This window comes from Pseudarthrobacter sp. MDT1-56, from assembly GCF_059383555.1.
The window spans coordinates 165,511-188,974 of record NZ_JBWZCK010000008.1; the positions used below are offsets into that span (position 1 = coordinate 165,511).

The window sequence follows — 23,464 nt, forward strand, 5'->3', positions numbered from 1 at the left end:
AATGCCACCATGTCCACCCGCCCGCGCCACCACTGGACATGTCCCCCGGAGCGCCAGGCCCGAAACCCCTGGGAGCCGAATCACGGTGGCTGAGATCCACGAGCTCTCCGCCGTGGACCTCCGCGACGCCCTCCGCTCCGGCGAGCTGTCCTCAAGGCGGGTCACATGGCACTTCCTGGACCGCATCGCCGCCGAAAACCGGCATCTCGGCGCATTTATCACTGTCACCGCGGAGCAGGCCCTGCTGGACGCAACCGCAGCGGACGGGGCGCATGCACGGGCCACCCGGGACGGGACCGAACTTGCGTTGCTGCACGGCATGCCGGTGGCCTTCAAAGACCTCACGGACGTCGCCGGAGTTGTCACCACCCACGGCAGCGCCGCCCTGGACCACAAGCCGGCACTGACCGACGGCGCCCTGGTCGCCACGCTCAAGGGCGCGGGCATCGTCTCGCTGGGCAAGACGCAGGTCCCGGAGTTCGGGCTGACGGCCTACAGCGAGAACCGGATCGCGCCGCCCTCGCGGAACCCGCACGCACTCAGCCGCAGCTCGGGAGGATCCACCGGCGGCAGCGCCGCGGCGGTGGCCGCCGGGCTGATTCCCTTTGCGCCCGGGTCCGACGGCGGCGGTTCGGTCCGTATTCCGGCCGCTGCGTGCGGGCTCGTGGGCCTGAAGCCCGGCCGCGGGCTGGTTCCCACGGGCGAAAGCACCGGCGACCCCGCCGGCCTGGTCGTGTCCGGGCCGCTGGCCCGCTCCGCGGCGGACGCAGCCCTGCTGCTCGATGCGATGATGCCCGGCCCCGCGGCTCCGTCCGAAAAGCCTGCACCCCACTATTTGGAACTCGCCGCCCAGGACCCGCCCCGGTTGCGGATCGGCGTGAGCCTGGCGAGTCCGTGGCAGACGATTTTCCCCTTCACCCCGGACCCCGAGGCGCTCGACGCCCTCGCCGAAGGCATCCGGCTGCTGGAGGCGGCCGGCCACGAAACCTCGGACGCCTCCATCCGCTACGACAACCGCTACCCGGCCGCCTTCACCACGGCCTGGACCGCCGCCGTAGGCGATGCCCGGATCGTTCCGCAGCGCGAGGCGCTCCTGACCCCTTTGACACGCACGTTCCGGCGCCGCGCGCAGCAGCGCGGGCCCGCGAAACTCGCCGAATCCGTCGGGCTCCTGCGCCAGTTCCAGCGCGACACCATCACCCAGTACGCCGCCTGGGACCTGATGCTCATGCCGGCGCTGGCCCAGACGCCCCGCCCGGTGGGCTGGTTCACCGGGGCGGCCCACGGCGACGGCTACTGGCCGGCGGCCGACTGGAGCGGGGATGCCGACGGCGACTACCGCAAGCAGTGCGAATACGCGCCCTGGTCGTCCATGGTGAACGTCTGCGGGCTGCCCGCGATCAGCATTCCGGTGCACTGGACCGGCGGGGCCAAGGGTGCCGGACTGCCGATGGGCATCCAGCTGATCGGGCCGATGGGTTCCGAGGCGCTGCTGCTGCAGCTGGCGGCGCAGCTGGGGTTCTAGCATGGGGTGCAGTTGTACGGTGGACATGTCCACCCTTGAAACGCCCCCAGCCCGAAACCACACGGGCTGGAACCCACACGAGAGGGATCGATGAAGATCACTGGTGCAGTACTTGAGGAAATCGGCCGCCCCCGTCCGTTCGCGGACTCCCGGCCCATCACCATCTCCGAGCTGGAGCTGGAGGGCCCCGGCCCCTCCGAGATCCTGGTGCGGATCGAAGCCGCCGGCATCTGCCACTCGGACCTGAGTGTGGTGGACGGCAACCGGGTCCGCCCGGTGCCGATGTTGCTGGGGCACGAGGCCGCCGGACGCGTCGTCGAGGTCGGCTCGGAGGTCACGGACCTCGTGCCGGGCCAGCGCGTGGTGATGTCCTTCCTGCCCCGCTGCGAGCAGTGCGCTAACTGCGCCGAAGACGGCCGGCTCCCCTGCACCGCGGGGTCGAAGAGCAACGGCGACGGGACGCTCCTGCACGGATCGATGCGCCTGGACCGCGGCGGCGAAAAGATCTACCACCACCTGGGCGTTTCCGGCTTCGCCACCCACGCCGTGGTGGACCGCGCCTCGGCCGTTCCGGTCGGCGATGACATCCCGGCGGACGTCGCCGCCGTCCTGGGCTGCGCCGTCCTGACCGGAGGCGGTGCCGTCCTCAACGCGGCCCGGCCCCGGCCGCAGGACAGCGTCATGATTGTGGGGCTCGGCGGCGTCGGCATGGCCGCGCTGATCACGGCGGTCTCCCAGGGTGTCTCGCGGATCGTTGCCGTGGACACGCTGGAGGAAAAACTCGAGCATGCCCGCCGCCTGGGCGCGCACGAAACCTACACCCCGCAGCAGGTCCTGGAGGAGGGCGTCAAGGCCAGATACGTGATCGAATGTGCCGGGAACCCGCGCGCCTTCGAAACCGCCTTCGCCGCCACCGCGGTAGGCGGAACCACGATCACCGCGGGCCTGCCGCACCCGGAAGCCCGCGCGCAGATCTCGCCGCTGACCATCACGTCCGAGGCCCGGACAATCGTCGGCAGCTACCTTGGCTCCGCGGTGCCGTCCCGGGACATTCCCAAGTACGCCCAGCTCTGGCGGGAAGGGAAACTCCCGGTTGAGGAACTGATTTCTGCGCGCATCGCCCTGGCCGACATCAACCAGGCCATGGACCAGCTGGCCGACGGGAAAGCGGTCCGCCAGGTCATCATGTTCGACGCCGGCTAGCCCCCGGACGCTGCTTGCCCCCATGTTGCGCCATCACTTGTAGCTGCTATTCCGGGGGCAAAGCAGCTGTAAGTGATAGCGCAACGGGGCAGGAAAAGGCTGGCGAAACACCGGGCGATTGGTTTGCCCCGGGCCGCCGCGAATGTGACAATCCTGCGTCACACTGTCAGCATTAAGTAAATGAGCACTACTCATTTATCTAATCCCCCCGCTACAACGCCGGGCGATACATCCTTTTTCGGCCACCCAAAGATGCTGGCCAGCCTGTTCTCCGTAGAGATGTGGGAGCGCTTCTCGTTCTACGGCATGCAGGGCATCCTGCTCTACTACATGTACTTCACAGCCGCCGAGGGCGGTCTGGGAATTGAGCAGGGCCTGGCTGCCGGCCTCGTCGGCGCGTACGGCGGCGGTGTCTATCTCTCCACCATCCTCGGAGCCTGGCTCGCGGACCGGCTCTTCGGTTCCGAAAAGGTGCTGTTCGGCTCCGCCATCCTGATCATGGCCGGCCATATCGCCCTTGCCTTCGTGCCGGGCATTCCCGGCCTGATCGCGGGCCTGGTGCTGGTCGGCGTCGGCTCCGGCGGCCTGAAAGCCAACGCCACCGCCCTGGTGGGAAGCCTCTACCGGGAGAAGGACGAACGCCGCGACGCCGGATTCTCCATCTTCTACATGGGCATCAACGCCGGCGCGCTGATCGGCCCGCTGGTGACCGGCTGGCTGCAGGAAAGCCACGGGTTCCACTGGGGCTTCGGCGCCGCCGCCGTCGGCATGGCCGTGGGCCTGGTCATCTACGCGCTGGGCCGCAAGAACCTGCCCGAGGAGGCGCACCGGGTGCACAACCCGCTGCCCGCCGCCGAGCGCACCAAATACGGCCTCCGCTTCTCCGGCATCGCCGCGGTCATCGCCGTGCTGCTGGCCACCGGGATCGTCAATGCCGAGAACCTGGCCATGTCCATGGCCTACGCGGCCATCGGCGCGTCCGTGCTCTACTTCGTCCTGATCTTCAGCAGCAAGAAGGTCGACGGGACCGAACGACGCCGGGTGGCGGCATTCATCCCGCTGTACATCGCCTCGGCCGCGTTCTGGGCGCTGTTCCAGCAGCAGTTCACCTTCATCGCGGTGTACTCGGAGGAGAAGCTGGACCGGAACCTGTTCGGCTGGGAAATGCCGGCCGCCTGGGTCCAGTCCATCAACCCGGTGTTCATCATCATCTTCGCCGGCGTGATGGCTGCCCTCTGGACCCGCCTGGGCCGCAAACAGCCGGGCTCGGCGCTGAAGTTCTCGATCGGCCTCTTCGTGATGGGCCTGGCCTTCCTGGCCTTCATCCCGCTCGCCGGGGACGGCAAGACCCCGCTGCTGGCACTGGTCGGGATCCTGTTCCTGTTCACGCTCGCGGAACTGTTCCTGTCCCCCATCGGCCTGTCCGTGACCACCAAGCTGGCTCCGGCGGCCTTCCGCACCCAGATGGTGGCGCTGTTCTTCCTCTCGGTGTCGCTGGGCACCACGCTGGCCGGCATCCTGTCCGGCCTGTACAACCCGGAGGACGAGCTGCCGTACTTCATCGGCATCGGCGGCACCGCCATGCTGCTGGCTGTTGGCCTGGCCGCGGCCTCGCCGGCGATCAAGAAGCTCATGGGCGGCGTACGCTGAGCCGATGAGCTCCAGGCACCGCGCGCCGCTTGAGGCCCGCGTCTACGTCCCCGCCGCAGGCGAGGCGTCCGACGTCGAACTCATGCCGGCGGGCGATGTCACCGACGGTGTGGTGCGGGTCGGCGGGACCATCCGCCGCCCGCACCAGCCGCAATCACTGGCCGTCGCCGCGTACCTCGACTGGCTGGAAGACGCCGGTTTCGACGGTTCCCCGCGGTTCCTGGGCCGGGACGCCGAGGGCCGGGACGTGCTGAGCTTCCTGCCCGGACGGTGCGCCGGGCCCGTCCCGGAGCCCTGGGCGCAGACCGAGGAGCTCCTGGTTTCCGTGGCCCGGCTGCTGCGCCGGCTTCACAGGGCCTCGGCCGGGTTCGCACCACACGCCCACCCGTTCCCGCCCCGCCCGGTCTGCCAGGACCCGGGAGAACTCGTCTGCCACCTCGACGTCACACCGCAGAACGTTGTGGTCCGGGACGGCCGCGCCGCCGGCCTGGTGGACTTCGACCTCGCCGGCCCCACCACAGCCTTCAAGGACTCCTTCAACACCGCGATGCACTGGGTCCCGCTCCGCGATCCGGCCGACGGGTGGCCCGGCTGGGAAGCAACCGACCCGTTCCGGCGGCTCCGGATCTTCGCCGACGCCTATGGCTGGAGCCCCGAGGAACGGCGGCAGCTGGCGGCTTTCGGGGTCGAGGCGACGGCGCTGAGCTACGAACGGATGGAACACAATGCCCGGGTCCTCGGCGGCGGCTGGGCGCGGATGTGGGACGACGGCGTCGGCGGCATGATCCGCCGCCGCGGCGAGTGGCTCGAGGCCAACGCCGGGCGGCTGCTGGTGGCGCTTACCGGCTGACCGCTGAGGATGGCCGGAGGAGCCTAGGCCCCGACGCCCCGGTAGCTGGCGGATCCGATCGCCAGCCCCAGCGCGATGATCACGAAGACCAGCAGGGCCAGCGCGATCCCCACATAACCCAACACCAGGCCGGCAATGGCCATACCTTTGCCCGACGGCTCCCGTTTGAGGGCCATGTGCCCGAGGATCACCGCCGCGAGTTGCGGCAGGAGGAAGAAACCCAGCCCGACAAAGGCCGCGATGCCGCAGCACAGGCTGGCGATGCTCAGGCCCTTGGGCTCCGGGGGCACGCCGTAATAGGCCGGCTGACCGTAGGCGTTGAACGGGCTGCCCGGCTGGCCATACTGAACCGGCGCACCGTACTGCTGCTGCCCGTACTGCTGCTGGCCCTGGGCGCCGTAGGGCTGCTGCCCGTACGGCTGCTGCCCGAAAGGCTGCTGATGTGCCGGGCCGTCCGGCGTGGCGTACGGCTCCGTGGGCCGGCTGTAGTCGGCGGCGGACTGGCGGTACTGCTCACCGGACTCCTGGCCAGGAATATACGACGGCGGCTGGTAGCCCTCCGGTGTCCCGTCTTTCTCCGGTTTTGGCTGGTCAGTCATGGTTTTCCCCCTCTGGACGTTTCTGGGTTCAGCCTACCGCCGTCCCGCAGCGTTGAGCAGGATATTTCTTGCGTCACAGGGGCCGTAATGCGTCGAAATCATGTTGCCTGCCATGCCGGTCTGGCATGCTGGTGCAATGGCTAGCCGCGCGGGCACTGTTGCCCAACCCCAAGACCTTGTTGATCTCACTGCGCTCCTGGATGCGTACTACGACGTATCCCCGGATCTTGGCGACCCCGGACAACGGGTGGCCTTCGGCACCTCCGGGCACCGGGGTTCGAGCCTGAAAGCCTCCTTCAACGAGCCCCACATCCTCGCCATCACCCAGGCGATCGTGGAGTACCGGGCGGGCCAAGGCATCACCGGGCCGCTGTACCTCGCCAAAGACACCCACGCCCTCAGCGAACCGGCCCAGAATTCCGCCCTGGAAGTCCTTGCGGCCAACGGCGTCAACGTGCTGATCGACGCCCGCCACGGCTACACCCCCACCCCGTCGCTGAGCCACGCCATCCTGACGCACAACAACAACTCCCCCGCCGGGGCCCCGCAGGCAGACGGGATCGTGGTCACCCCCAGCCACAACCCGCCCGGCGACGGTGGTTTCAAGTACAACCCACCGCACGGCGGACCTGCTGACTCGGACGCCACCGGCTGGATCGCCAACCGCGCCAACGAACTGCTGGAGAACGGCCTGCGCGGAGTCAAGCGGATTCCCATCGCCGAGGCCCTCAGCGCCGGCACCACGGGCAAGTTCGACTTCCTCAGCAGCTACGTGGACGACCTTCCTTCCGTCCTGGACCTCAATGCCATCCGCGAGGCCGGCGTCCGGATCGGCGCCGACCCGATGGGCGGGGCGTCGGTGGACTACTGGGGCGAGATCGGCGAACGCCACCACCTGAACCTCACGGTGGTCAACCCCACCGTCGACCCGCAGTGGGCCTTCATGACCCTGGACTGGGACGAGAAGATCCGGATGGACTGCTCCTCCCCGTCGGCGATGGCGTCCCTGATTAACCGCATGTCCAGCGGCGCAAATTTTGACATCGCCACCGGCAACGACGCCGACGCCGACCGGCACGGCATCGTGACGCCTTTTGTTGACGGTCAGGGCGGGCTGATGAACCCGAACCACTACCTCGCCGTCGCGATCGATTACCTGTACCGCCACCGGACCGGGTGGAACCCGCAGTCCGTGATCGGCAAGACCCTCGTCTCGTCCTCGATCATCGACCGTGTGGCCGAAAGCCTGGGCCGCAAGCTCGTTGAGGTGCCGGTTGGCTTCAAGTGGTTCGTTCCCGGGCTGCTGTCCGGCGAAGGGGCGTTCGGCGGCGAGGAATCCGCCGGCGCGTCGTTCAACAAGATGGACGGCAGTGTGTGGACCACGGACAAGGACGGAATCCTGCTGGCGCTGCTGGCCTCGGAGATCACGGCCGTCACCGGCAAGTCGCCGTCGCAGCTCTACAAGGGCCTCACCGACCAGTTCGGCGATCCCGTCTACGCGCGGATTGACGCCGCGGCCACGCGCGAGCAGAAAGCGGCCCTGGGCAAGCTCTCGCCGTCGGACGTCACCGCCACCGAGCTTGCGGGTGAGACCATCACCGCCAAGCTGACCGAAGCGCCGGGCAACGGCGCGGCAATCGGCGGGCTCAAGGTGGTCACCGAGAACGCCTGGTTCGCGGCCCGCCCCTCCGGCACCGAGGACGTCTACAAGATCTACGCCGAGTCCTTCAAGGGAGCAGAGCACCTCAAGCAGGTCCAGGCCGAGGCAAAAGCGCTGGTGGACGGGGTTATTTCCTAGCAGCCCCCGGCTCACTGCTTCAGGCACCGCCCGCGGGCTGACTCGTTTTCAGCCCGCGGGCGGTCCTGTTTTTAAGCCGCGCACGGGGTCCGCCGCCCCGCTCAGGCCGTCTCTTCCTCGAGGCCGCCGGCAAGGACGGAGCGGTCCCGGCCCAGGGTCTTGGCGCGGTAGAGAGCGGCGTCCGCGGAGGCGATCATTGCGCCAAGGTCCACGCGGCCAGGCGCGGTCGAGGCGATTCCATAGCTCGAGGTAGGCAGGCGCGGGATCACCGGCGACGTTGAGGCCTGCATCCGGGCGCTGATCTCCGAGGCGATTTCCCCCGCCCTTTCGGGGGCCACTCCCGGCAGGAGGACGATGAACTCCTCGCCGCCGTAGCGGCCCACGAGGTCGGTGGAACGGACCGTTGAGGTGCAGGCGTCGGCGAACGCCTGAAGCGCAACGTCGCCGGCCGAGTGGCCGTATTCGTCGTTGATGGCCTTGAAGTGGTCCAGGTCCGCCAGGATCAGGGACGCCATGGTTCTGGCCCGGTTGAGGCGGCGCAGTTCGTTCTCGGCAAGGTCCAGGAACGCCGTGCGGTTCAACAGCCCGGTGAGCCCGTCCACCGTGGCGCGGGCCCGGAGGTCCTGGGTCTGCTGCTCGTAGCTCAGCTCCGCCATGGTGAAGGACGCCACCACCATGATCACGGCCGAACAGAGTGTCATCGGAACGGATCCAAAGAAGGTCAGGAACACCGCCCCATCGCGGCCTTCGAGCACAAACGCGGCAAAGCGGCCCAAGTAGAACGCGGCCAGGAGGCCGGAACCCACGGCCAGGGTGAGGTGCACCCGCGAAAAGTGCCGGTCCAGCAGGAACAGTTCCCGGCAGCCGAGGCCGATCAGCAGGCCCATGAATCCGAGGTAGGCAGGGCCGCCGGACCACACGTTGGTGGCTGGCTGGTCCAGCACCGACGCCACGGCGGTGATGGCGGGCCCGGCTGCGAGATACCAGATCTTGGGAATGATGGTCCGCAGCGAACGGGCGCCGGCCCAGATGCTGGCCGCACCCGCCACGAGAAACACGTTCCCGAGCGGGTTGGTCCAGACCTGGTGTGGGGTCCCGTCCAGCAGGTAAGCCGCATTGCCGGACAGAAACAGCAGCAGCGCCAGACACCACCATCCGCTGTAAGCCGAACGCGTCCGGCGGAAAGTGATGAAATAGAAAAGCAGCAGCAGGGTCAGATCGACCACCGCCAGGGCGACACGCAAGGTTGCGATGTCAAGCATCATGTAGTGGCCCCCCGGTCCGCTCGCAATAGCCCGATTTGCGTCGACTCCGCGCCGCAGGTGACCTTAGTATTGCACTCCGCGGCAAGGAATTGTGACCACGGTCTCGGATGCGACGTGAGCGGGCCGGACCGAGCCGCTGAAAGGGACCGCCGGCCCTGTGTTTACGGCCTCAAAGCGGACTAAACTGGGAACTGGTCCCGGATGCGGCCTTGCGCTCAACCGCAGAATAGCGTCCCGAGTGCCTCCGGCCTGTCCCCCATGGTGCCGGAGGCACCTCCGCGTGCGGGCCGGCTGGCGGCTGAGCGAACCCCGCGCCGGCGAAATATTCCGGTCAGACCGTGCGGACGACGTCCTCGTAGGCGAATTTCGGCTTCGCCGCACCCCAGGCGTCGGCCGCGGGCTGTCCGATGTTGACCACGAGGAAGCTCTTCTGGCCGCCGTCGGGGAAGAACGCCGCATCGATCGCAGTGAAGTCCGCGCCCGTCATGGGTCCGGCGGACAGGCCAAGGGACCGGACGGCGAGGATGAAGTAGCCGGCCTGCAGGTGGGCGTTGTTGTTGCCGGTGGCCGCGGCGAGGTCCGGGGCGGCGTCGTACATGGCCTTGGGTGCGTTGTAGCCGGGCAGGAAGTTGTCCCACTGTTCCTGCCAGGACGTGTCGTAGCTGAGGACGGCGACCAGCGGTGCGGAGGCAGTCTTGGCGCGGTTGCCGTTGGCGAGGGTCTCCACCAGGGCGGCGCGGGCGTCCGCGGACCGGACGTAGGTCACGCGCAGCGGCTGCGAGTTGAACGCGGTGGGACCGAACTTGGTGAGTTCGTAGATGGCCCGGGCCTGCTCATCGGTGACTTCACCGGTGAAGGTGTTGGGCGTGCGGGCCTCGGCAAAGATGGCGTCCACTGCGGTGGCGTCGATTACTGCTTCGTCATGGGCGATGGTCATGAGCTTCCCTTTCGCTGGGCGGCCCCGCCGGGGACGGCGGCCACTGGTTGCTGTCATTAGTTGCAACTTCAACTTCCGCTTCCTGCTTCCCGTATCGCCCCGTGACCTCCGGCACAGAGGCGCCGCCGGCGACGCATGCCGGAAGCACCGGCGCGGTAAAGTTGCTCCGGAAGATTCCTTCCCGCCCCGCCACACATTCTCTGAAAGGCCCCGGCAATGAGCATGCTCGGTACCAAATGGAAGCTCCACGGCAACGGCAAGTCCATCCGCCCGGGCGAGGTCGTGAAGCCGGATGAGCGCCTTGCCTGGCCGCTGACCATTGGCGTCGGGATGCAACACGTTGTCGCCATGTTCGGCGCCACTTTCCTGGTCCCGATCATCACCGGCATGCCGCCGGCCACCACACTCTTCTTCTCCGGCATCGGCACGCTGCTGTTCCTGGTCATCACCAAGGGCCAGGTACCGAGCTACCTGGGGTCCAGCTTCGCGTTCATCGCGCCGATCATGGCCTCGCAGCAGCAGTACGGCGTTGCCGGCGCGCTCGGCGGCGTGGTGCTGGCCGGCGTCGGGCTGGCGATCATCGGTGCGGTTGTGCAGAAGTTCGGCGCCGGCTGGATCAACCGCCTGATGCCGCCGATCGTGACCGGCGCCATCGTGGGGCTGATCGGGCTCAACCTCGCGCCCGCGGCGAAGAACAACTTCGACGCGGCCCCGATCACGGCCCTGGTCACCCTGGTCACGATAATCGTCGTCAGCGTCTTCTTCCGCGGCATCCTGGGCCGGCTGAGCATCCTGGTCGGCGTGGTGGTGGGCTACTTCGTGGCGATGATCCGCGGCGAAGTGGACTTCTCCAAGATGGACGCCGCCGCTTGGGTGGGGCTGCCGTTCTTCCAGACCCCGGAATTCCACCTCGGCGTCGTTGGCCTGTTCGTGCCCGTGGTGCTGGTGCTTGTGGCGGAGAACATCGGCCACGTGAAGTCCGTGTCCGCCATGACCGGCCAGAACCTCGACGGCGTCTCCGGACGCGCGCTGATGGCCGACGGCGCCGCCACCGTGCTTGCCGGCATGGGCGGCGGCTCCGGCACCACCACCTACGCGGAAAACATCGGCGTGATGGCCGCCACCAAGGTCTACTCGACGGCGGCCTACTGGGTGGCCGGTGTCTTCGCCGTGGTGCTGAGCTTCTCGCCGAAATTCGGCGAACTCATTGCCACCGTCCCGGCCGGTGTGCTCGGCGGCGCCGCGACGATGCTCTACGGCATGATCGGCGTCCTGGGCGTCAAGATCTGGGTGCAGAACAAGGTCAACTTCTCCAACCCGATCAACCTGACCACGGCCGCCGTCGCACTTATTGTCGGCATCGCCGACTACACCTGGACCATCGGCGACCTGGTGTTCACCGGCATCGCCCTGGGCTCCGCGGCGGCCCTGGTGATCTACCACGGCATGAAGGCGATCGCGAAGGCCCGCGGCACGGTTGCGGAGCCGGAAACGGAAGGCCTCGTGGCCGCAGCCACCGCCGCCGCGAAGCGCCCTCCGAAGAAACGCCGCTAGCGGCCGCGGCGCCGCTATGCGGCCAGAAGGCCGGAACCCGAACACCACGCAGGTGTTCGGGTTCCGGCCTTCGCTGTATGGGCGCGGCTTAGCCGGCGTCGAAGGCTTCCTCGTCGTCGCCGCGGTCCTTGGGTTCCTTGTCCTCCGGCAGGTCCGTTCCCGATCCGTCCGGCAGGCCGGCCGCGTCCTGGCCGGGCTCCGAGGAGAACGGCCGGCCGGCGTCGGGTTCTTCGGTGTTGGACGCGTCCATCTCCGCCTCCGAGGACGGCATGGCCGCCTCGGAATTTTCCGAGGCGTCGGCGTCGTAGCCGGGGGTTGTGCTGGCGTTTTCTGAACTCATTTGTTCCTCCGTTCCTCCGAAGCGTCCTGCTCCGGGTTCTCCTGCACTGTCCTGGTCTTCGGCGCCGAACTGGCTCAGGTCCGGGGCGCCGGCCGGGTAGGTTTCCCCGTCCGGACTGTCCTGGCTGAGTCCCGCGGCGTCAAAAGCTTCTTCCTGGCGGGGCTGGGCGAACTTCTTGGTCTCTCCGCCGGGCAGCTCCTGCTCCGCCGTCGGTGTTCCGTAGCCGCCGGCTTCCTCGATCGGCTCCTGCTGTTTCTCCTGGGTCATGCTGTTCCTTCCTTGCTGGAATCGTGAACTGCGTGGTTTTTTGGGTCGGCGGAAGTGCTTTGCAGCGGCTCAGAGACCCTTGCCGCCCGTGACCGGCAAGACGGCACCGGAAATGTAGGAGCCGTGGTCGGAGGTAAGGAGCACGTAGGCCGGCGCGAGTTCCGCCGGTTGTCCCGCCCGCTGCAGCGGGGTGTCCTGGCCGAAGGACGGAAGTTTCTCCGGCCACTCGGTCGCCGGGATCAGCGGCGTCCAGATGGGGCCGGGCGCCACCGCGTTGACGCGGATTCCCTTCGGGCCGAGTTCCTGGGCCAGGGCCTTGGTGAAGGCAACCTGCGCGGCCTTGGTCATGGCGTAGTCGATGAGCTCGGGCGAGGGGTTGAACGCCTGGATCGACGCCGTCGAGATGATCGACGCCCCGGCCTTCAGATGCGGTACCGCCGCCCGCGCGGTCCAGATCAGCGAGTAGAGGTTGGTCTGGAAGACACGGTCGAACTCCTCGGTGGGGAGGGACTCGAAGCTGTCGCGGTTCTTCTGGTACGCGGCGTTCAGCACCACGACGTCCAGGCGGCCGAACTCTGCGAGCGTGTCCTCCACGATCCTGGTGGCGAAATCCTCATGGCGTCCGTCGCCGGCGATCAGCAGCGCCTTGCGGCCTGTCTTGCGGATCCACGCGGCGGTGTCCTGGGCGTCGGCTTCCTCTTCCGGCAGGTAGGAGATGGCGACGTCGGCGCCCTCCCGGGCGAAGGCGATGGCCACCGCCTTGCCGATCCCGGAGTCCCCGCCGGTGATCAGCGCGGCCTTGCCCTCGAGGGCGCCGCTGCCCTGGTAGCTCTCCTCGCCATGGTCCGGCTGGGGGTCCATGTGCGCGGTGAGGCCCGGCTGTTCCTGCACCTGCTCCGGGAAGGACCCGGAGTAGTAGCCGCCCCGGGGGTCGCGCGGCTGGTCCTGCTGTTTGTTCGAATCACTCATAGTCCACCTACCCAACGTGTCGGTTTTCCAGGGGCTGCTCCCCGGCCACGGGCGCTGACCCGGACCTGCGAAGCTGCTCCACGAAGTAAACAATTCCACCCTACCCGGAAATTCATCAGCAACCTTAGTACCGCCTTGAATTTCGTTCGTCTCAAGCCTAGGTTGAGTGTTAACTGCCACCGCAGCCTGTTCCGCATTCACCCGGAGGCGATCCAGTGTCTGATCGAGAGTCTGTGTCCGCTCCCCAAGAGTCCGCTCCGACGAATCCCGAGCCAAGAGAGTCTGCTCAGAACGGGTCCGCGGCGGACGATCGCAACGAGTCCCCGGTCGAAAAACTCGACCGGAACTGGATGGAACTGCTGCAGGAGCTGCGGGTGCTGCAGACCGGCGTGCAGATCCTCGCGGGGTTCCTGCTGACCCTGCCCTTCCAGTCAAGGTTCGAGTCGCTGGACGATTTCCAGGTCACTCTCTATCTTGCCAACGTGGCGCTGGCCGCACTCACCACGGCCGTGATCCTGTTGCCCGTGAGCGTGCACCGCCGCGTGTTCCGCCTGCATCTCCGCGCGGCCCTCGTGTCCAGCGCGGACAGGATCGCGAAGGTCGCCCTGGCCGGCATCGGGCTCCTCAGTGTCGGCACGTCGGCACTGGTTTTCGACGTCGCGGCGGGCCGTGCGGCGGGGTTGACTGCCGGGGCGGTGCTGTTGGCGTTGCTGCTGATCCTGCTCGTCTACGTGCCGAGCAGGCTCCGCCGGCAGGCCGAAAAAGGGAACTGACATGCCCAGCGTGACGGCGCTGGTCTCCCTCGGCACCGGGGCGTTCCTCGAGGCTCCCCCGAATCCAAACCAGTCGCGGAGCCGCACTATGAAACAGGCGCCTGAGCGCTCAGGCCCCCTCGAGTACCTGGCTGGTGGCCCAGGTGAGGTACTTCGCGGCGTTGGCGACGGCGTCGTCCGGGCTCCCGGCCACGTCGAGCAGCTGCGCCGCGGCAACCACGCCGTGTTTGGCCAGGTCCTCCGGTGTGACCAGGATCCGTCCGGCGACCACAATCACGGGAATCCCGAGGCTCTGGGCGGCATCGGCGAGCGCAATCGGCGCCTTGCCGGTCAGCGACTGCGAATCCAGCGAGCCCTCACCGGTGATCACGAGATCCGCCTGCGAGAGTTTGTCGGCCAGTCCGGTGAGCCCGGCCACCAGCTCGAAGCCGCCTTCCAGCGCCGCACTGCTGAACGCCAGGAACGACGCCGGGAAGCCGCCTGCCGCCCCGGCCCCGGGGACGTTGACGTCCCGGCCGGTGGATTGGCGCAGCACCGAGGCCCAGTTGCGGAGTCCGGCGTCGAGCAGTTCCACGGCGTCCTCGTCGGCGCCCTTCTGCGGGCCGAACACGTGGGCTGCCCCGTCGCCGCCAACGAGCGGGTTCTGCACATCGACGGCGATCCGGAACGTGACCGAGCCCAGCCGCGGATCGAGGCCGCTGACATCGAGCTGCGCCACGTCGGCGAGCGAGCCGCCGCCGAGCGGCACGACATTGCCCGCGGCGTCGAGCGGTTTGAGGCCCAGCGCGCGCAGGGCCCCGCTGCCGCCGTCGGTCATGGCCGAGCCGCCCAGGCCCAGCACGATCTCCGTCGCGCCGGCGTCGAGGGCGGCGGCGATCAGCTGGCCGCAGCCGTAGCTGTGTGCGCGTAGGGCGTTGGCCGGGGTGGGTTCCATGTGCGCCAGCCCGGAGGCCTGCGCGGTTTCGATCACGGCGGTGGCCCCGCCGAAGGCGTCCTTCCGGATCGCCCAGGCGGCGCCCACCGGCGCCAGGATGGGGCCGACGACGGCGTTCAGCCGCTCCTCGTACCCGGCGGCGACGGCCGCCTCGAGGGTTCCCTCGCCGCCGTCGGCCATCGGAAACTGGATGGCCTCGGCATCGGGATAAACGCGCAAGGCACCTTCGGCAATGGCGGAGGCGGCTTCGGCGGCGGTCAGGGAGCCCTTGAATTTATCCGGGGCGATCAGAATGCGCATGGTCCCATCCTGCCAGTCCCGGAGCCGGACACGGCGGCGGGCACGGCGGCGACAGGCCATCGCGCCGGGAGTAACGTGGCAGCCACACAGAACCGGCCCGGACCCAGGAGGTAGCAGTGAATGACAACGGAAAAACCAGCCAGCGCGTGACCGGCCTGCCCGGGATGACCGAGCTTCTGCTCGTCCGGCACGGCGAGAGCCAGGGGAACGTCGCCGCCACGCTGGCTCACCAGTCCGGGGCGCACGTCATCAACGTTCCGGCGCGGGATGCCGACGTCGAGCTGTCCGGAACCGGGCGCGAGCAGGCGCTGGCACTGGGCGGGCTGCTCGCCGGGTTTCCGGAGGACGGGCGTGCCGCCGTGTGGTCCTCCCCGTATCTCCGGGCGCGGCAGACGGCGGAACTGGCCGTGCACACCGGGGGGTGGAAGACGCAGGTCCTGCTGGATGAACGGCTGCGTGACCGCGAGCTCGGCATCCTGGACATGCTCACCTCGGCCGGGGTGGAGGCCAGGCTCCCCCAGGAAGCGGAGCGGCGGCGGTGGCTGGGCAAGTTCTACTACCGCCCGCCCGGCGGCGAATCGTGGGCCGACGTCGTCCTCCGCTTGCGCTCCCTGCTGGCCGATCTGGACCGCTCTTACCCCGGCCAGCGGGTGCTGCTGGTCTGCCACGACGCCGTCATCATGCTGATCCGCTACATCCTGGAGGGCCTGACGGAGCGCGAACTGCTGGACATCGCCGCCACCACCGCCATTCTCAACGCCTCCGTGAGCCGTTTCGTCCGGCCGGGCGGCACCGGCCCGTGGCAGCTGGAGAGCTTCAACATGGCAGACCACCTGATGAGCGAAGGAGTTCCCGTGACCGAACACGCCGGAGATGCCAATGTCCACCCACGGTAAGGCTGCCTCCGGGGCCAGGCGGGAGCCGGTCCGCCCTGAACCCGTCACGCCGACCCTGCTGCGGGACTGGCCGCTGCCCGGCGGGGGCTCCGGCAAGGACGACCGCGGATCGGTGCTGGTGATCGGCGGGGCGCGGATGACGCCGGGCGCGGTGCTGCTCGCCGGGGTGGCCGCGCTGCGCTCCGGCGCCGGACGGCTCACCCTGGCCGTGGCGGAATCCGTGGCCGTGCACCTGGCGGTCGCGTTGCCCGAGGCGGGCGTGCTCCGGCTGCCGGAAACCGCGTCGGGCACGGTCAAGGGTTCTTCGGCAGCCGCGGTCCTCGCGGCGCCGGTCGAAGCTGCGGATGCGGTCCTGATCGGCCCGGGCCTCGACGACAAGGACGAGGCCACCGCTCTGCTCCGCGGGCTCCTCAAGCTGCCGGCGGGGAAGCAGCCGCCGGCCATCATCCTCGATGCCTTCGCCCTGGGCAGCCTGCCCGAGCTGGCCGGGGAGCTGGGCCCCTGGGCGGGCCGGCTGATCCTGACCCCGAATGTCACCGAGGCGGGCATCCTGCTGGGGCACGACGCCGGGCAGCTGGTCCGGGACGTACCCCAGCTCGCGGAGAAGTACGGCGCCGTGGTGAGCTGCCAGGGGGTGATCGCGCGGCCGGGCGGGGCGGCCGGCAAGGCTGGCGGCAAGGCTGCCGGCCGGGCCGGGGCGTCGCTGTGGGAAATCACCACCGGACACAGCGGTCTGGGCACGTCGGGCTCCGGCGATGTCCTGTCCGGGACGATCGCCGGTTTGCGGGCGCGGGGAACCACGGACGCGCAGGCCGCCTGCTGGGGCACCCATCTGCATGCGGCCGCCGGCGACAGGCTCGCAAGCCGGCTGGGCGGTCTCGGTTACCTCGCCCGCGAACTTACGGACGAACTGCCGCCGCTGATGATGGAGCTCGGTTCCTGACGCCCGAACCGTGGCTCAGCCCCTCCAGCCGCCGCGTTCCTGCAGGACTTTCTTGAGCAGGTCCGCGCGGTCGGTGACGATCCCGTCCACTCCGAGGTCCAGCAGCCGGTGCATCTCCGCGGGATCGTTGACGGTCCAGACATGCACCTGCAGCCCGTGCCGGTGGGCGCGCCGGACGAACCCGGGGGTCACCACGGTCACGGCACCGTAGCTGACCGGTACCTGGAGCGCGTCGACGCCGCGGAGCGCACGCCCGGCCGTAAGGCGCAGCAGGGGTGCCGGGAGTACCGGTCCGAGCAGGACGAACAGGGCGTTGGACACGATGCCGGCCGAACTCGCTGCGGGGCGGCTCAGCTGCTTCAGCACGGCCCGGCGCCGGCGGTCCGAGAAGCTGGCGATCAGTACCCGGTCATGCAGGCCGAACCGTTCGATCGCCGCGGCCAGGGCGTCCACCGAGTTCCAGTCCTTGACGTCGAGGTTGAACCGGACGTCCGGGAAGGCCGTGGCCAGTTCCTCAAAGAGCGGGATGGGCTCCGCGCCGCCGATCCTCGCCAGCGCCACGGTCTCCGCCGGGAGTTCCGAGATCCGGCCGCGGCCGTCCGTGACCCGGTCCAGGGTTTCGTCGTGGAACAGCAGCAGGACGCCGTCGGCCGTGGTGTGCACATCCGTCTCCAAGTGCCGGAAACCCAGTTCGACGGCGGCGCGGAACGCCGCCATGGAGTTCTCCAGGCCGTCCCGGGAGAAGCCCCGGTGGGCCATGGCCACCGGACGTTCCGGACCGTCACCGGCAGCAAAGAAGGGGTGCGGGGTGCTCACTCCCGAAGCCTATCGGAGCGCCGCAGTGCCCGGTACGGCAGGGCGCAGCTGCGCCAGTCCCGCCGCCGGGGCCTGATTAGCCGGCGGGACTGATCAGTTGGCGGACGGAAGGATTTCCACGCCGTCGCTGCAGTGCAGGAGCGTGCGGCCCCGGCCGCCATCGAGGTCCACCCAGACGGCGGTGTGGTCCGCCGTGACGGCATCCACCCGGCCCCCGGTTTCGTAGCCGGGCGCCAGCCGGACACTGACGCGGTCGCCCTGCTGCAGGCTCTTCCAGTGTGCGTCCGGCGCCGCCGGGCGCAGGGGCGTGTCGTCCGTGTTCTTCGTGCGGTACTTGGCCATGATTTCCCACCGTCAGTCAGCTGCTCCGTCGTGAGATCCCAGCGTAGGACGCCAAGGTGAACGCCAGTTGACCACCAGCTGGGAGTCCGGTGTTCGCGGCGGGAGCGCGTACGGCCCGGCAGGAGGGCGCCGGTCAGGGCAGCCGGACACCTAGGCCTGCGAGCTTTGCCTCGAGGATCTGGGCGACGCCGTCGTCGTCGAAGTGCGGGGCCTGCTGCCCGGCGGCGAGGATGGCCTCCGGGTGGCCGCTGGCCATCGCGTAGCCGTCGCCGGCCCAGCGCAGCATCTCGATGTCGTTGGGCATGTCCCCGAATGCCACGACGTCGGCCGAGTTGATGCCCAGGGCGGCCGCGTATTCGGCGAGCGTGACGGCCTTGTTGACGCCGGGCAGGGACAGTTCCAGGAGCGCGATGTTCGGCGCCGAATGCGTCGCCGCAGCCAGATGCGCGACGGCGGGTGTGACTTCGGCGAGGAACTCGTCAGCCGTGCCGTCCCGGACAATGGCGAGGAACTTGACCACGGAGTCCGCAGCGGTGAGGGTGGTGTGCAGCGGCGCCGGGGTGACCTCGGCCAGCAGCTCGCTGGAGCCGTTCTCGATGAACCCCGGTTCCAGGTGGAAGCCGGTCAGGGTCTCGGCGGCGAAGACGGCGGAGGGGCGCAGCCGCTGGATGATGCGGCGTGCCTCGAAGACGGCGTCGAGCTGCAGGCCCCGGGCCGAAACGAGGCGGTCCGACTCAAGGTCCCAGACCACGGCGCCGTTGGAGCAAATCACGGTTCCGGTGTGGCCCAGCCGGTCCTGCAGCGGGTGCAGCCAGCGCGGCGGGCGGCCCGTGACGAAGACCAGCTCGACACCGGCTTCCCGGCACGCGTGGAACGCCCGGACGGTCCGGTCACTGATTTTTCCGTCGTGGCCGAGGATCGTTCCGTCTATGTCACTCGCTACCAGCCGCATACTGCCAGTCTACGTTGGCGCTGCCGGGGCGGTTCCCGGTGCGGCCGGCGGCGGGGGCAGCTGTAGCGGCGGCGTCGGCCCGCGTCTAGTACCGTTCGTAGATGCCGGTCAGGCTCGCCTTGGCCAGGGTGTGCGGGGCCAGATGCGCTTCGAGCTTCGCGGGGCGGGCTCCGGCATCGAGCCCGGAGTGCGCGACGTCGAGGGCGTGGACCGTGGCGACGTACCGGTGCGGGCCGTGGCCTTTGGGCGGGGCCGCCCCCAGGTAGCCGATGGTGCCGCCGTCGTTCTTGAGCTGGAAGGCGCCGGGCGGCAGGTGCCCGGCCTGGCGCGATCCCGCCCCGGCCGGCAGGGACGTGACGTCCGGGGGGAGGTCCAGCACGGCCCAGTGCCAGAAGCCGCCGCGTCCGGGGGCGTCGGGGTCGAAAACGGTGACGGCGTAGCCCCGGGTCCCGGCCGGGGCGCCGCTCCAGCTCAGCTGCGGGGACTCGTCCTTGGCCCCCGCCCCGGTTGAGGCTCCGCGCTGGGCCGGGGGCAGGGTTTGGCCGTCCTGGAATGACTCACTGCTGACGCGGAAGGACGGGGCATCGTGGTGTGCCATGGCTGCCTTTCAGTTACTGGGGAGTTCTGCACTTTCAGGGTCGCTGCGCGCGGTGTCCGTGGCGTGGGGAGCCTGCCCGCGCAGCTCCATCCGGGTCAGTTCCGCCCGGGTGGGCGGGTTTGCGCCGGCCCGGGACACGGTGACGGCGGCAGCCCGCGCGGCATGGGCGAGGAGATCCCGGAGGCTCTCGGCGGAGAGCTCACGCAGGTCCTTGCGGTTCTGCGCCCCGGCCAGGCCCAGGTCCACCACGCCGGAGAGCAGCGCTGCCATGAAGGAGTCTCCAGCGCCGACGGTGTCCGCGACCTGGACGGACGGCGCCGGGAAGTGCGCCTCGCCGGCGGCATTCACGCCCCAGGGCCCTTCGGCGCCGCGGGTGACCACCACCATGGCGGGGCCTTCCGAGCCGCCGAGTTTCAGCCAGCGCCGGGCGGAGTCGAGTGGATTCTCGCCGGGGTAGAGCCATTCGAGGTCCTCGTCCGAGGCCTTGACCACGTCCGCGAGGGTGACGAACTTCTCCGCCTGCCGGCGTGCGTAGTCCACGTCGGTGATGATGCTGGGCCGGCAGTTGGGGTCGTAACTGACGGTCGCCGAGGGATGGGCATGCTCGACGGCGGCGAGCACCTCCGCGGCCCCGGGCGCCAGCATGGTGGCAATCGAGCCGGTGTGCAGGAGCGTCGTTGCTTGCAGCATGAATGGCAACCGGTCCGCGAGCCCGGGCAGTTCCCAGGCGAGTTCGAAGGTGTAGCTGGCGGCGCCGTCGTCGTCGATCAGGGCGGTGGCCACGGACGTCGGGAGACCGTCCGGGGCCACCGGAAGCAGTACCGAGCTGGACTTCAGGTGGGCGGCCACAGATTCGCCGTAGGCGTCGCGGCCGTAGCGGCCGATGAACTGCACCGGATGATCCAGCCGGGCCAGCCCCACGGCGACGTTGAGGGGGCTGCCGCCGACATGGGCCTGGATACCGGAGGAACGCTGGACCACATCGACCAGGCCCTCGCCAATAACTGTGAGCATGCTCATACTCTGCCAGAGAACCAGGGCCGATGCCCCAGTGTTTCGGCGCGCGGGTGTCGGTTCAGTCCGGGGAGGCCTAGGAGCCGGGGGCGTTGTCCACCAGGATTCCGGCGGGCCCGGCGTCGTCGAAATTCGCGTCGATGTGGACCACGTCCCGGCCGGCGCGCTGCAGCAGGCTGGCCGCGATGCCGGCCCGGTAGCCGGACGTGCAGTGCACCCACAGCTTCCCGGCGGGGACGGAATCGAGCCTCCGCAGCAGTTCATGCAGCGGGACATTAACCGCTCCGGCCACCCGCGATTCGGCGTACTCGTCGGCCCGCCGCACGTCGACGACCGTGTCATCGGGAGCCCGGCCGGCGAGCACCCCGTCCCAGCCCACGCGGGGGTAGGAGGCGAGGGCGGCGCGGGGCGCCAGGGCGTGCGGGTCCGTTCCAAGGGCGGCATCCGGGGAGTCGATGCCGATCCGGGAAAAGTCGCGGATGGCCTTTTCCACGTCCTCGCGGGATCCCACGAGGGTCAGCTGCTCGCCCCAGGGCAGGATCCAGCCCAGGTAGGTGCTGAAGCTGGTGCCGTATTCGAAGCTCACGCTGCCCAGCAGGTGGTTGCTGGCGAAGGCCACACGGCGGCGCAAATCCACCACCCACTCGCCGTCCTCCAGCCGGCGCAGGAGTTCGGCGGCATCGAGGGCCTCCGGCACGGACAGGTCCGCCGGGCCGGGGCCGGCGGTGTTGGCGACGCCCATGTGGGCGTAGTAGGAGGGATAGGCCGTGAGGTTCGTGATGAGTTCCTGGACGAAATGGTCCTCGTCCGGGTCCGTCAGGGCATGGTTGCTGGTGAGCTGTTCGCCGATGGTGGAGGACCCGGCACCGCTGGCCGGGCCGGAGGAGCAGAAGGAGCCGAACCCGTGGGTCGGGAACAGGGCGGCTTCGGGAGTGGCCTCCCCGACGAGCCGGCGCACGGAAGTGTACTGGTCATGCGTCAGGCCGAGAGTGTCCTCCGCGCCGACCAGGTCCGTCCGGCCGACCGAGCCGTAGAGCAGGCTTCCGCCGGAGAAAACGGCCTGCTTCTCGCCGTCGTCGACGATGAAGGACAAGTGGGTGTGGGTGTGCCCGGGTGTGGCGACGGCCCTGACCGTCAGCGCACCGACCCGGACCGTCTGCCCGTCCGCGATCGGCTGCCGCTCGAATGTCACCGGGTCCGCGGCGTTCACGAGATAGCTCGCGCCGTGCGCCCGGGCCAGTTCGAGGCCGCCGGTGAGGTAGTCGTTGTGGATGTGCGTCTCGGCAACATGCGTGATGGTCACGCCGGCGTCGCGGGCGGCCGCATCGACCCGGTCCGTGTCCCGCTGCGGGTCGATGACCAGCGCCACGGAGCCGTCATGGACGAGGTAGCTGCGGTCCCCGAGTTGGCTGGTCTCAATGACAACGACGTCCATGATTCACTCCTGGCTGGTCAGGGCACGGTCGGCCGCGAGACGGCCGGCTGCGCACACTCCATGATCAAACCCCCTGGGGTATGAACGCAAGCCCCAATCCGTGGCCGGAGAGCGGTCCCGGGCGGCGCTACCGGGCGGGGTCGTCCTGCTGGTAGACGTCGGGGATCCCGTCCAGGTCCGAGTCGACCTTCTCCGCTTCCTCAGCCTCCCGGTACTGCCGGTTGCGGGTCCTCAGCACCAATGTCGCCAGCAGGGCTGCCAGCACGGAGGCCGCAAGGATGCCTACCTTGGCGTGGTCGTCGTGGAGGCTGCCGTGCCCGAAGCTCAGTTCAGCCACCAGGAGCGAGACGGTGAAGCCGATGCCGGCCAGCAGGGACACTCCGAAGACGTCAATCCATTTGAAACTGGTGTCCAGCCGGGCCTTGGTGACCTTGGTGAGCAGCCAGGTGGTGCCCATGATGCCGATTGGCTTGCCGAGGACCAGCGCCATGATGATGCCGACCGCCACCGGGTCGGTCAGCGCCGAAACCAGTCCGTCCCAGCCGCCCACAGCCACACCCGCGGAGAAGAACGCGAAGATCGGGACGGCGACGCCGGCCGAGATCGGGCGGAACCGGTGCTCGAAGATCTCCGCGAGGCCCGGACCGGCCTCCGGCCCGCCGCTGGCCTGGGAGCGCAGTACCGGGATGGCGACGCCGAGCAGTACACCTGCGACGGTGGCGTGGATTCCCGAGGCATGGACGAGGGCCCACGTGACCGCCCCAAGGGGCAGCAGAATCAGCCACGCGGCTGAGGCCTTCATCCCGAAGAAGCGCCGGTACTTGTGCGCCAGATAGGTGTAAATGCCCAGGGGAATCAGTGCCAGCAGCAGCGGCATCGGCTGGAGGTCAGTCGTGTAGAAGATGGCGATGATGGTGATGGCGATCAGGTCGTCCACGACGGCCAGGGTCAGCAGGAAGATCCGCAGGGCGCTGGGCAGATGCGAGCCGATGATCGCCAGCACGGCGACGGCGAAGGCGATGTCGGTGGCGGTGGGAATCGCCCAGCCACGCAGGGTCTCCGGGCTTGCGAGGTTGACGACGATGTAGATCACGGCGGGGATGGCGACGCCGCCAGCGGCCGCGGCGACCGGAACGATCGATTTGTTCACCTGCCGCAGGTCCCCCGCGATGAACTCACGTTTGAGTTCGAGTCCGACCAGGAAGAAGAAGATCGCCAGCAGCCCGTCGGCCGCCCAGGCGCCAAGGCTCAGTTCCAGGTGCCACGGTTCGTAGCCGAACTTGAAGTCCCGCAGGGCGAAGTAGCTGTCGGAAATAGGCGAGTTGGCCCAGATCAGGGCGATCACGGCCGCGGCCACCAGGAGGGCACCGCCGACAGTCTCCTTGCGGAGGATCTCTCCGATCCGGAGGGACTCGGCGTAGCTGCCACGGCCGAAGATGGTCATGCGTGGCCGGGTGGGGGGAGGCGTGGGGCTCATGCGGGGAGTCCTAAAAGTTGGGTCGAC

At 69.0% G+C, this 23,464-nt stretch carries 22 protein-coding genes; 9 read left to right on the top strand and 13 right to left on the bottom strand.

The genetic code is table 11. The annotated features are described in order from the left end of the window. Nucleotides 1–85: 85 nt before the first annotated feature. From AC50YC_RS12930 to AC50YC_RS12945, 4 genes are all read left to right on the top strand, one after another. Nucleotides 86–1,525, top strand: a complete 1,440-nt coding sequence (locus AC50YC_RS12930; protein WP_494953904.1) for an amidase — start codon at nt 86–88, stop codon at nt 1,523–1,525. A gap of 90 nt (nt 1,526–1,615) precedes the next feature. Continuing rightward, the gene (locus AC50YC_RS12935; protein ID WP_494953905.1) at nt 1,616–2,728 is read left to right on the top strand and encodes an alcohol dehydrogenase catalytic domain-containing protein; all 1,113 of its coding nucleotides are present in this window, start codon (nt 1,616–1,618) and stop codon (nt 2,726–2,728) included. A gap of 180 nt (nt 2,729–2,908) precedes the next feature. Continuing rightward, on the top strand, nt 2,909–4,378 hold the full coding sequence (locus AC50YC_RS12940; protein ID WP_494953906.1) for a peptide MFS transporter: 1,470 nt from the start codon (nt 2,909–2,911) through the stop codon (nt 4,376–4,378). 4 nt (nt 4,379–4,382) lie between these two features. Continuing rightward, on the top strand, nt 4,383–5,228 hold the full coding sequence (locus AC50YC_RS12945) for a phosphotransferase (protein WP_494953907.1): 846 nt from the start codon (nt 4,383–4,385) through the stop codon (nt 5,226–5,228). A gap of 23 nt (nt 5,229–5,251) precedes the next feature. Here AC50YC_RS12945 and AC50YC_RS12950 read toward each other — a convergent pair whose 3' ends face one another. Then, nucleotides 5,252–5,827 (bottom strand): DUF4190 domain-containing protein, encoded by a 576-nt coding sequence (locus AC50YC_RS12950; RefSeq protein WP_494953908.1) that lies wholly within the window; start codon nt 5,825–5,827, stop codon nt 5,252–5,254. Between the two features lie 136 nt (nt 5,828–5,963). Between AC50YC_RS12950 and pgm the strand changes: the two genes are divergently transcribed. Then, complete coding sequence (gene pgm / locus AC50YC_RS12955; RefSeq protein ID WP_494953909.1) at nt 5,964–7,625, top strand: phosphoglucomutase (alpha-D-glucose-1,6-bisphosphate-dependent); 1,662 nt, start codon at nt 5,964–5,966, stop codon at nt 7,623–7,625. A 101-nt stretch (nt 7,626–7,726) separates the two neighbouring features. On the opposite strand, the gene AC50YC_RS12960 is transcribed toward pgm, so the two are convergent. Continuing rightward, on the bottom strand, nt 7,727–8,890 hold the full coding sequence (locus AC50YC_RS12960; protein WP_494953910.1) for a GGDEF domain-containing protein: 1,164 nt from the start codon (nt 8,888–8,890) through the stop codon (nt 7,727–7,729). 331 nt (nt 8,891–9,221) lie between these two features. Then, nucleotides 9,222–9,827 (bottom strand): malonic semialdehyde reductase, encoded by a 606-nt coding sequence (locus AC50YC_RS12965; protein WP_494953911.1) that lies wholly within the window; start codon nt 9,825–9,827, stop codon nt 9,222–9,224. 216 nt (nt 9,828–10,043) lie between these two features. On the opposite strand from AC50YC_RS12965, the gene AC50YC_RS12970 reads away from it, so the two are divergent. After that, nucleotides 10,044–11,381, top strand: coding sequence for a uracil-xanthine permease family protein (locus AC50YC_RS12970; protein ID WP_494953912.1), 1,338 nt, complete (start codon nt 10,044–10,046; stop codon nt 11,379–11,381). Nucleotides 11,382–11,469: 88 nt separating this feature from the next. Here the strand turns inward: AC50YC_RS12970 and AC50YC_RS12975 are convergent, their stop codons facing one another. After that, nucleotides 11,470–11,988, bottom strand: coding sequence for a hypothetical protein (locus tag AC50YC_RS12975; RefSeq protein ID WP_494953913.1), 519 nt, complete (start codon nt 11,986–11,988; stop codon nt 11,470–11,472). A 69-nt stretch (nt 11,989–12,057) separates the two neighbouring features. Continuing rightward, nucleotides 12,058–12,957 (bottom strand): SDR family oxidoreductase, encoded by a 900-nt coding sequence (locus AC50YC_RS12980; protein WP_494953914.1) that lies wholly within the window; start codon nt 12,955–12,957, stop codon nt 12,058–12,060. 215 nt (nt 12,958–13,172) lie between these two features. On the opposite strand from AC50YC_RS12980, the gene AC50YC_RS12985 reads away from it, so the two are divergent. Then, a complete protein-coding gene (locus AC50YC_RS12985) occupies nt 13,173–13,730 on the top strand; it encodes a DUF6328 family protein (protein ID WP_494953915.1) in 558 nt (185 codons plus the stop codon). A gap of 109 nt (nt 13,731–13,839) precedes the next feature. On the opposite strand, the gene AC50YC_RS12990 is transcribed toward AC50YC_RS12985, so the two are convergent. Beyond that, nucleotides 13,840–14,964, bottom strand: coding sequence for a glycerate kinase (locus AC50YC_RS12990; RefSeq protein ID WP_494953916.1), 1,125 nt, complete (start codon nt 14,962–14,964; stop codon nt 13,840–13,842). Between the two features lie 164 nt (nt 14,965–15,128). Between AC50YC_RS12990 and AC50YC_RS12995 the strand changes: the two genes are divergently transcribed. Both AC50YC_RS12995 and AC50YC_RS13000 read left to right on the top strand, forming a co-directional pair. Further along, nucleotides 15,129–15,860, top strand: a complete 732-nt coding sequence (locus AC50YC_RS12995) for a histidine phosphatase family protein (RefSeq protein WP_494953978.1) — start codon at nt 15,129–15,131, stop codon at nt 15,858–15,860. Then, a complete protein-coding gene (locus AC50YC_RS13000) occupies nt 15,844–16,803 on the top strand; it encodes an ADP-dependent NAD(P)H-hydrate dehydratase (protein WP_494953917.1) in 960 nt (319 codons plus the stop codon). Before AC50YC_RS12995 ends, AC50YC_RS13000 begins: the two co-directional genes overlap by 17 nt. 15 nt (nt 16,804–16,818) lie before the next feature. Here the strand turns inward: AC50YC_RS13000 and AC50YC_RS13005 are convergent, their stop codons facing one another. The 7 genes from AC50YC_RS13005 to nhaA all read right to left on the bottom strand — a co-directional run bounded on the left by AC50YC_RS13005 (nt 16,819) and on the right by nhaA (nt 23,437). Beyond that, nucleotides 16,819–17,562, bottom strand: coding sequence for a glycerophosphodiester phosphodiesterase family protein (locus AC50YC_RS13005; RefSeq protein ID WP_494953979.1), 744 nt, complete (start codon nt 17,560–17,562; stop codon nt 16,819–16,821). Nucleotides 17,563–17,712: 150 nt separating this feature from the next. Beyond that, complete coding sequence (locus tag AC50YC_RS13010) at nt 17,713–17,961, bottom strand: hypothetical protein (protein ID WP_494953918.1); 249 nt, start codon at nt 17,959–17,961, stop codon at nt 17,713–17,715. Between the two features lie 133 nt (nt 17,962–18,094). Beyond that, the gene (locus tag AC50YC_RS13015) at nt 18,095–18,913 is read right to left on the bottom strand and encodes an HAD family hydrolase (RefSeq protein WP_494953919.1); all 819 of its coding nucleotides are present in this window, start codon (nt 18,911–18,913) and stop codon (nt 18,095–18,097) included. A gap of 85 nt (nt 18,914–18,998) precedes the next feature. Then, a complete protein-coding gene (locus AC50YC_RS13020; RefSeq protein WP_494953920.1) occupies nt 18,999–19,511 on the bottom strand; it encodes a YbhB/YbcL family Raf kinase inhibitor-like protein in 513 nt (170 codons plus the stop codon). Nucleotides 19,512–19,520: 9 nt separating this feature from the next. Continuing rightward, nucleotides 19,521–20,525, bottom strand: a complete 1,005-nt coding sequence (locus AC50YC_RS13025; RefSeq protein WP_494953921.1) for a carbohydrate kinase family protein — start codon at nt 20,523–20,525, stop codon at nt 19,521–19,523. Between the two features lie 76 nt (nt 20,526–20,601). Beyond that, complete coding sequence (locus AC50YC_RS13030) at nt 20,602–21,960, bottom strand: MBL fold metallo-hydrolase (protein WP_494953922.1); 1,359 nt, start codon at nt 21,958–21,960, stop codon at nt 20,602–20,604. 127 nt (nt 21,961–22,087) lie between these two features. After that, nucleotides 22,088–23,437 (bottom strand): Na+/H+ antiporter NhaA, encoded by a 1,350-nt coding sequence (gene nhaA, locus AC50YC_RS13035; RefSeq protein ID WP_494953923.1) that lies wholly within the window; start codon nt 23,435–23,437, stop codon nt 22,088–22,090. Nucleotides 23,438–23,464: the final 27 nt, after the last annotated feature.

Bases quoted from the DNA above. Each gene is read 5' to 3' on its own strand.
- AC50YC_RS12995 (WP_494953978.1), top strand. From the start codon at position 15,129: ATGACCGAGCTTCTGCTCGTCCGGCACGGCGAGAGCCAGGGGAACGTC.
- AC50YC_RS13005 (WP_494953979.1), bottom strand. From the start codon at position 17,562: ATGGCCCACCGGGGCTTCTCCCGGGACGGCCTGGAGAACTCCATGGCG.
- AC50YC_RS12950 (WP_494953908.1), bottom strand. From the start codon at position 5,827: ATGACTGACCAGCCAAAACCGGAGAAAGACGGGACACCGGAGGGCTAC.
- AC50YC_RS13025 (WP_494953921.1), bottom strand. From the start codon at position 20,525: ATGCTCACAGTTATTGGCGAGGGCCTGGTCGATGTGGTCCAGCGTTCC.
- AC50YC_RS12990 (WP_494953916.1), bottom strand. From the start codon at position 14,964: ATGCGCATTCTGATCGCCCCGGATAAATTCAAGGGCTCCCTGACCGCC.
- AC50YC_RS12980 (WP_494953914.1), bottom strand. From the start codon at position 12,957: ATGAGTGATTCGAACAAACAGCAGGACCAGCCGCGCGACCCCCGGGGC.
- AC50YC_RS12965 (WP_494953911.1), bottom strand. From the start codon at position 9,827: ATGACCATCGCCCATGACGAAGCAGTAATCGACGCCACCGCAGTGGAC.
- AC50YC_RS12970 (WP_494953912.1), top strand. From the start codon at position 10,044: ATGAGCATGCTCGGTACCAAATGGAAGCTCCACGGCAACGGCAAGTCC.
- nhaA (WP_494953923.1), bottom strand. From the start codon at position 23,437: ATGAGCCCCACGCCTCCCCCCACCCGGCCACGCATGACCATCTTCGGC.
- AC50YC_RS12940 (WP_494953906.1), top strand. From the start codon at position 2,909: ATGAGCACTACTCATTTATCTAATCCCCCCGCTACAACGCCGGGCGAT.
- AC50YC_RS13010 (WP_494953918.1), bottom strand. From the start codon at position 17,961: ATGGCCAAGTACCGCACGAAGAACACGGACGACACGCCCCTGCGCCCG.
- AC50YC_RS13000 (WP_494953917.1), top strand. From the start codon at position 15,844: ATGTCCACCCACGGTAAGGCTGCCTCCGGGGCCAGGCGGGAGCCGGTC.
- AC50YC_RS12960 (WP_494953910.1), bottom strand. From the start codon at position 8,890: ATGATGCTTGACATCGCAACCTTGCGTGTCGCCCTGGCGGTGGTCGAT.
- AC50YC_RS12935 (WP_494953905.1), top strand. From the start codon at position 1,616: ATGAAGATCACTGGTGCAGTACTTGAGGAAATCGGCCGCCCCCGTCCG.
- AC50YC_RS12975 (WP_494953913.1), bottom strand. From the start codon at position 11,988: ATGACCCAGGAGAAACAGCAGGAGCCGATCGAGGAAGCCGGCGGCTAC.
- AC50YC_RS13020 (WP_494953920.1), bottom strand. From the start codon at position 19,511: ATGGCACACCACGATGCCCCGTCCTTCCGCGTCAGCAGTGAGTCATTC.
- pgm (WP_494953909.1), top strand. From the start codon at position 5,964: ATGGCTAGCCGCGCGGGCACTGTTGCCCAACCCCAAGACCTTGTTGAT.
- AC50YC_RS13030 (WP_494953922.1), bottom strand. From the start codon at position 21,960: ATGGACGTCGTTGTCATTGAGACCAGCCAACTCGGGGACCGCAGCTAC.
- AC50YC_RS12945 (WP_494953907.1), top strand. From the start codon at position 4,383: ATGAGCTCCAGGCACCGCGCGCCGCTTGAGGCCCGCGTCTACGTCCCC.
- AC50YC_RS13015 (WP_494953919.1), bottom strand. From the start codon at position 18,913: ATGCGGCTGGTAGCGAGTGACATAGACGGAACGATCCTCGGCCACGAC.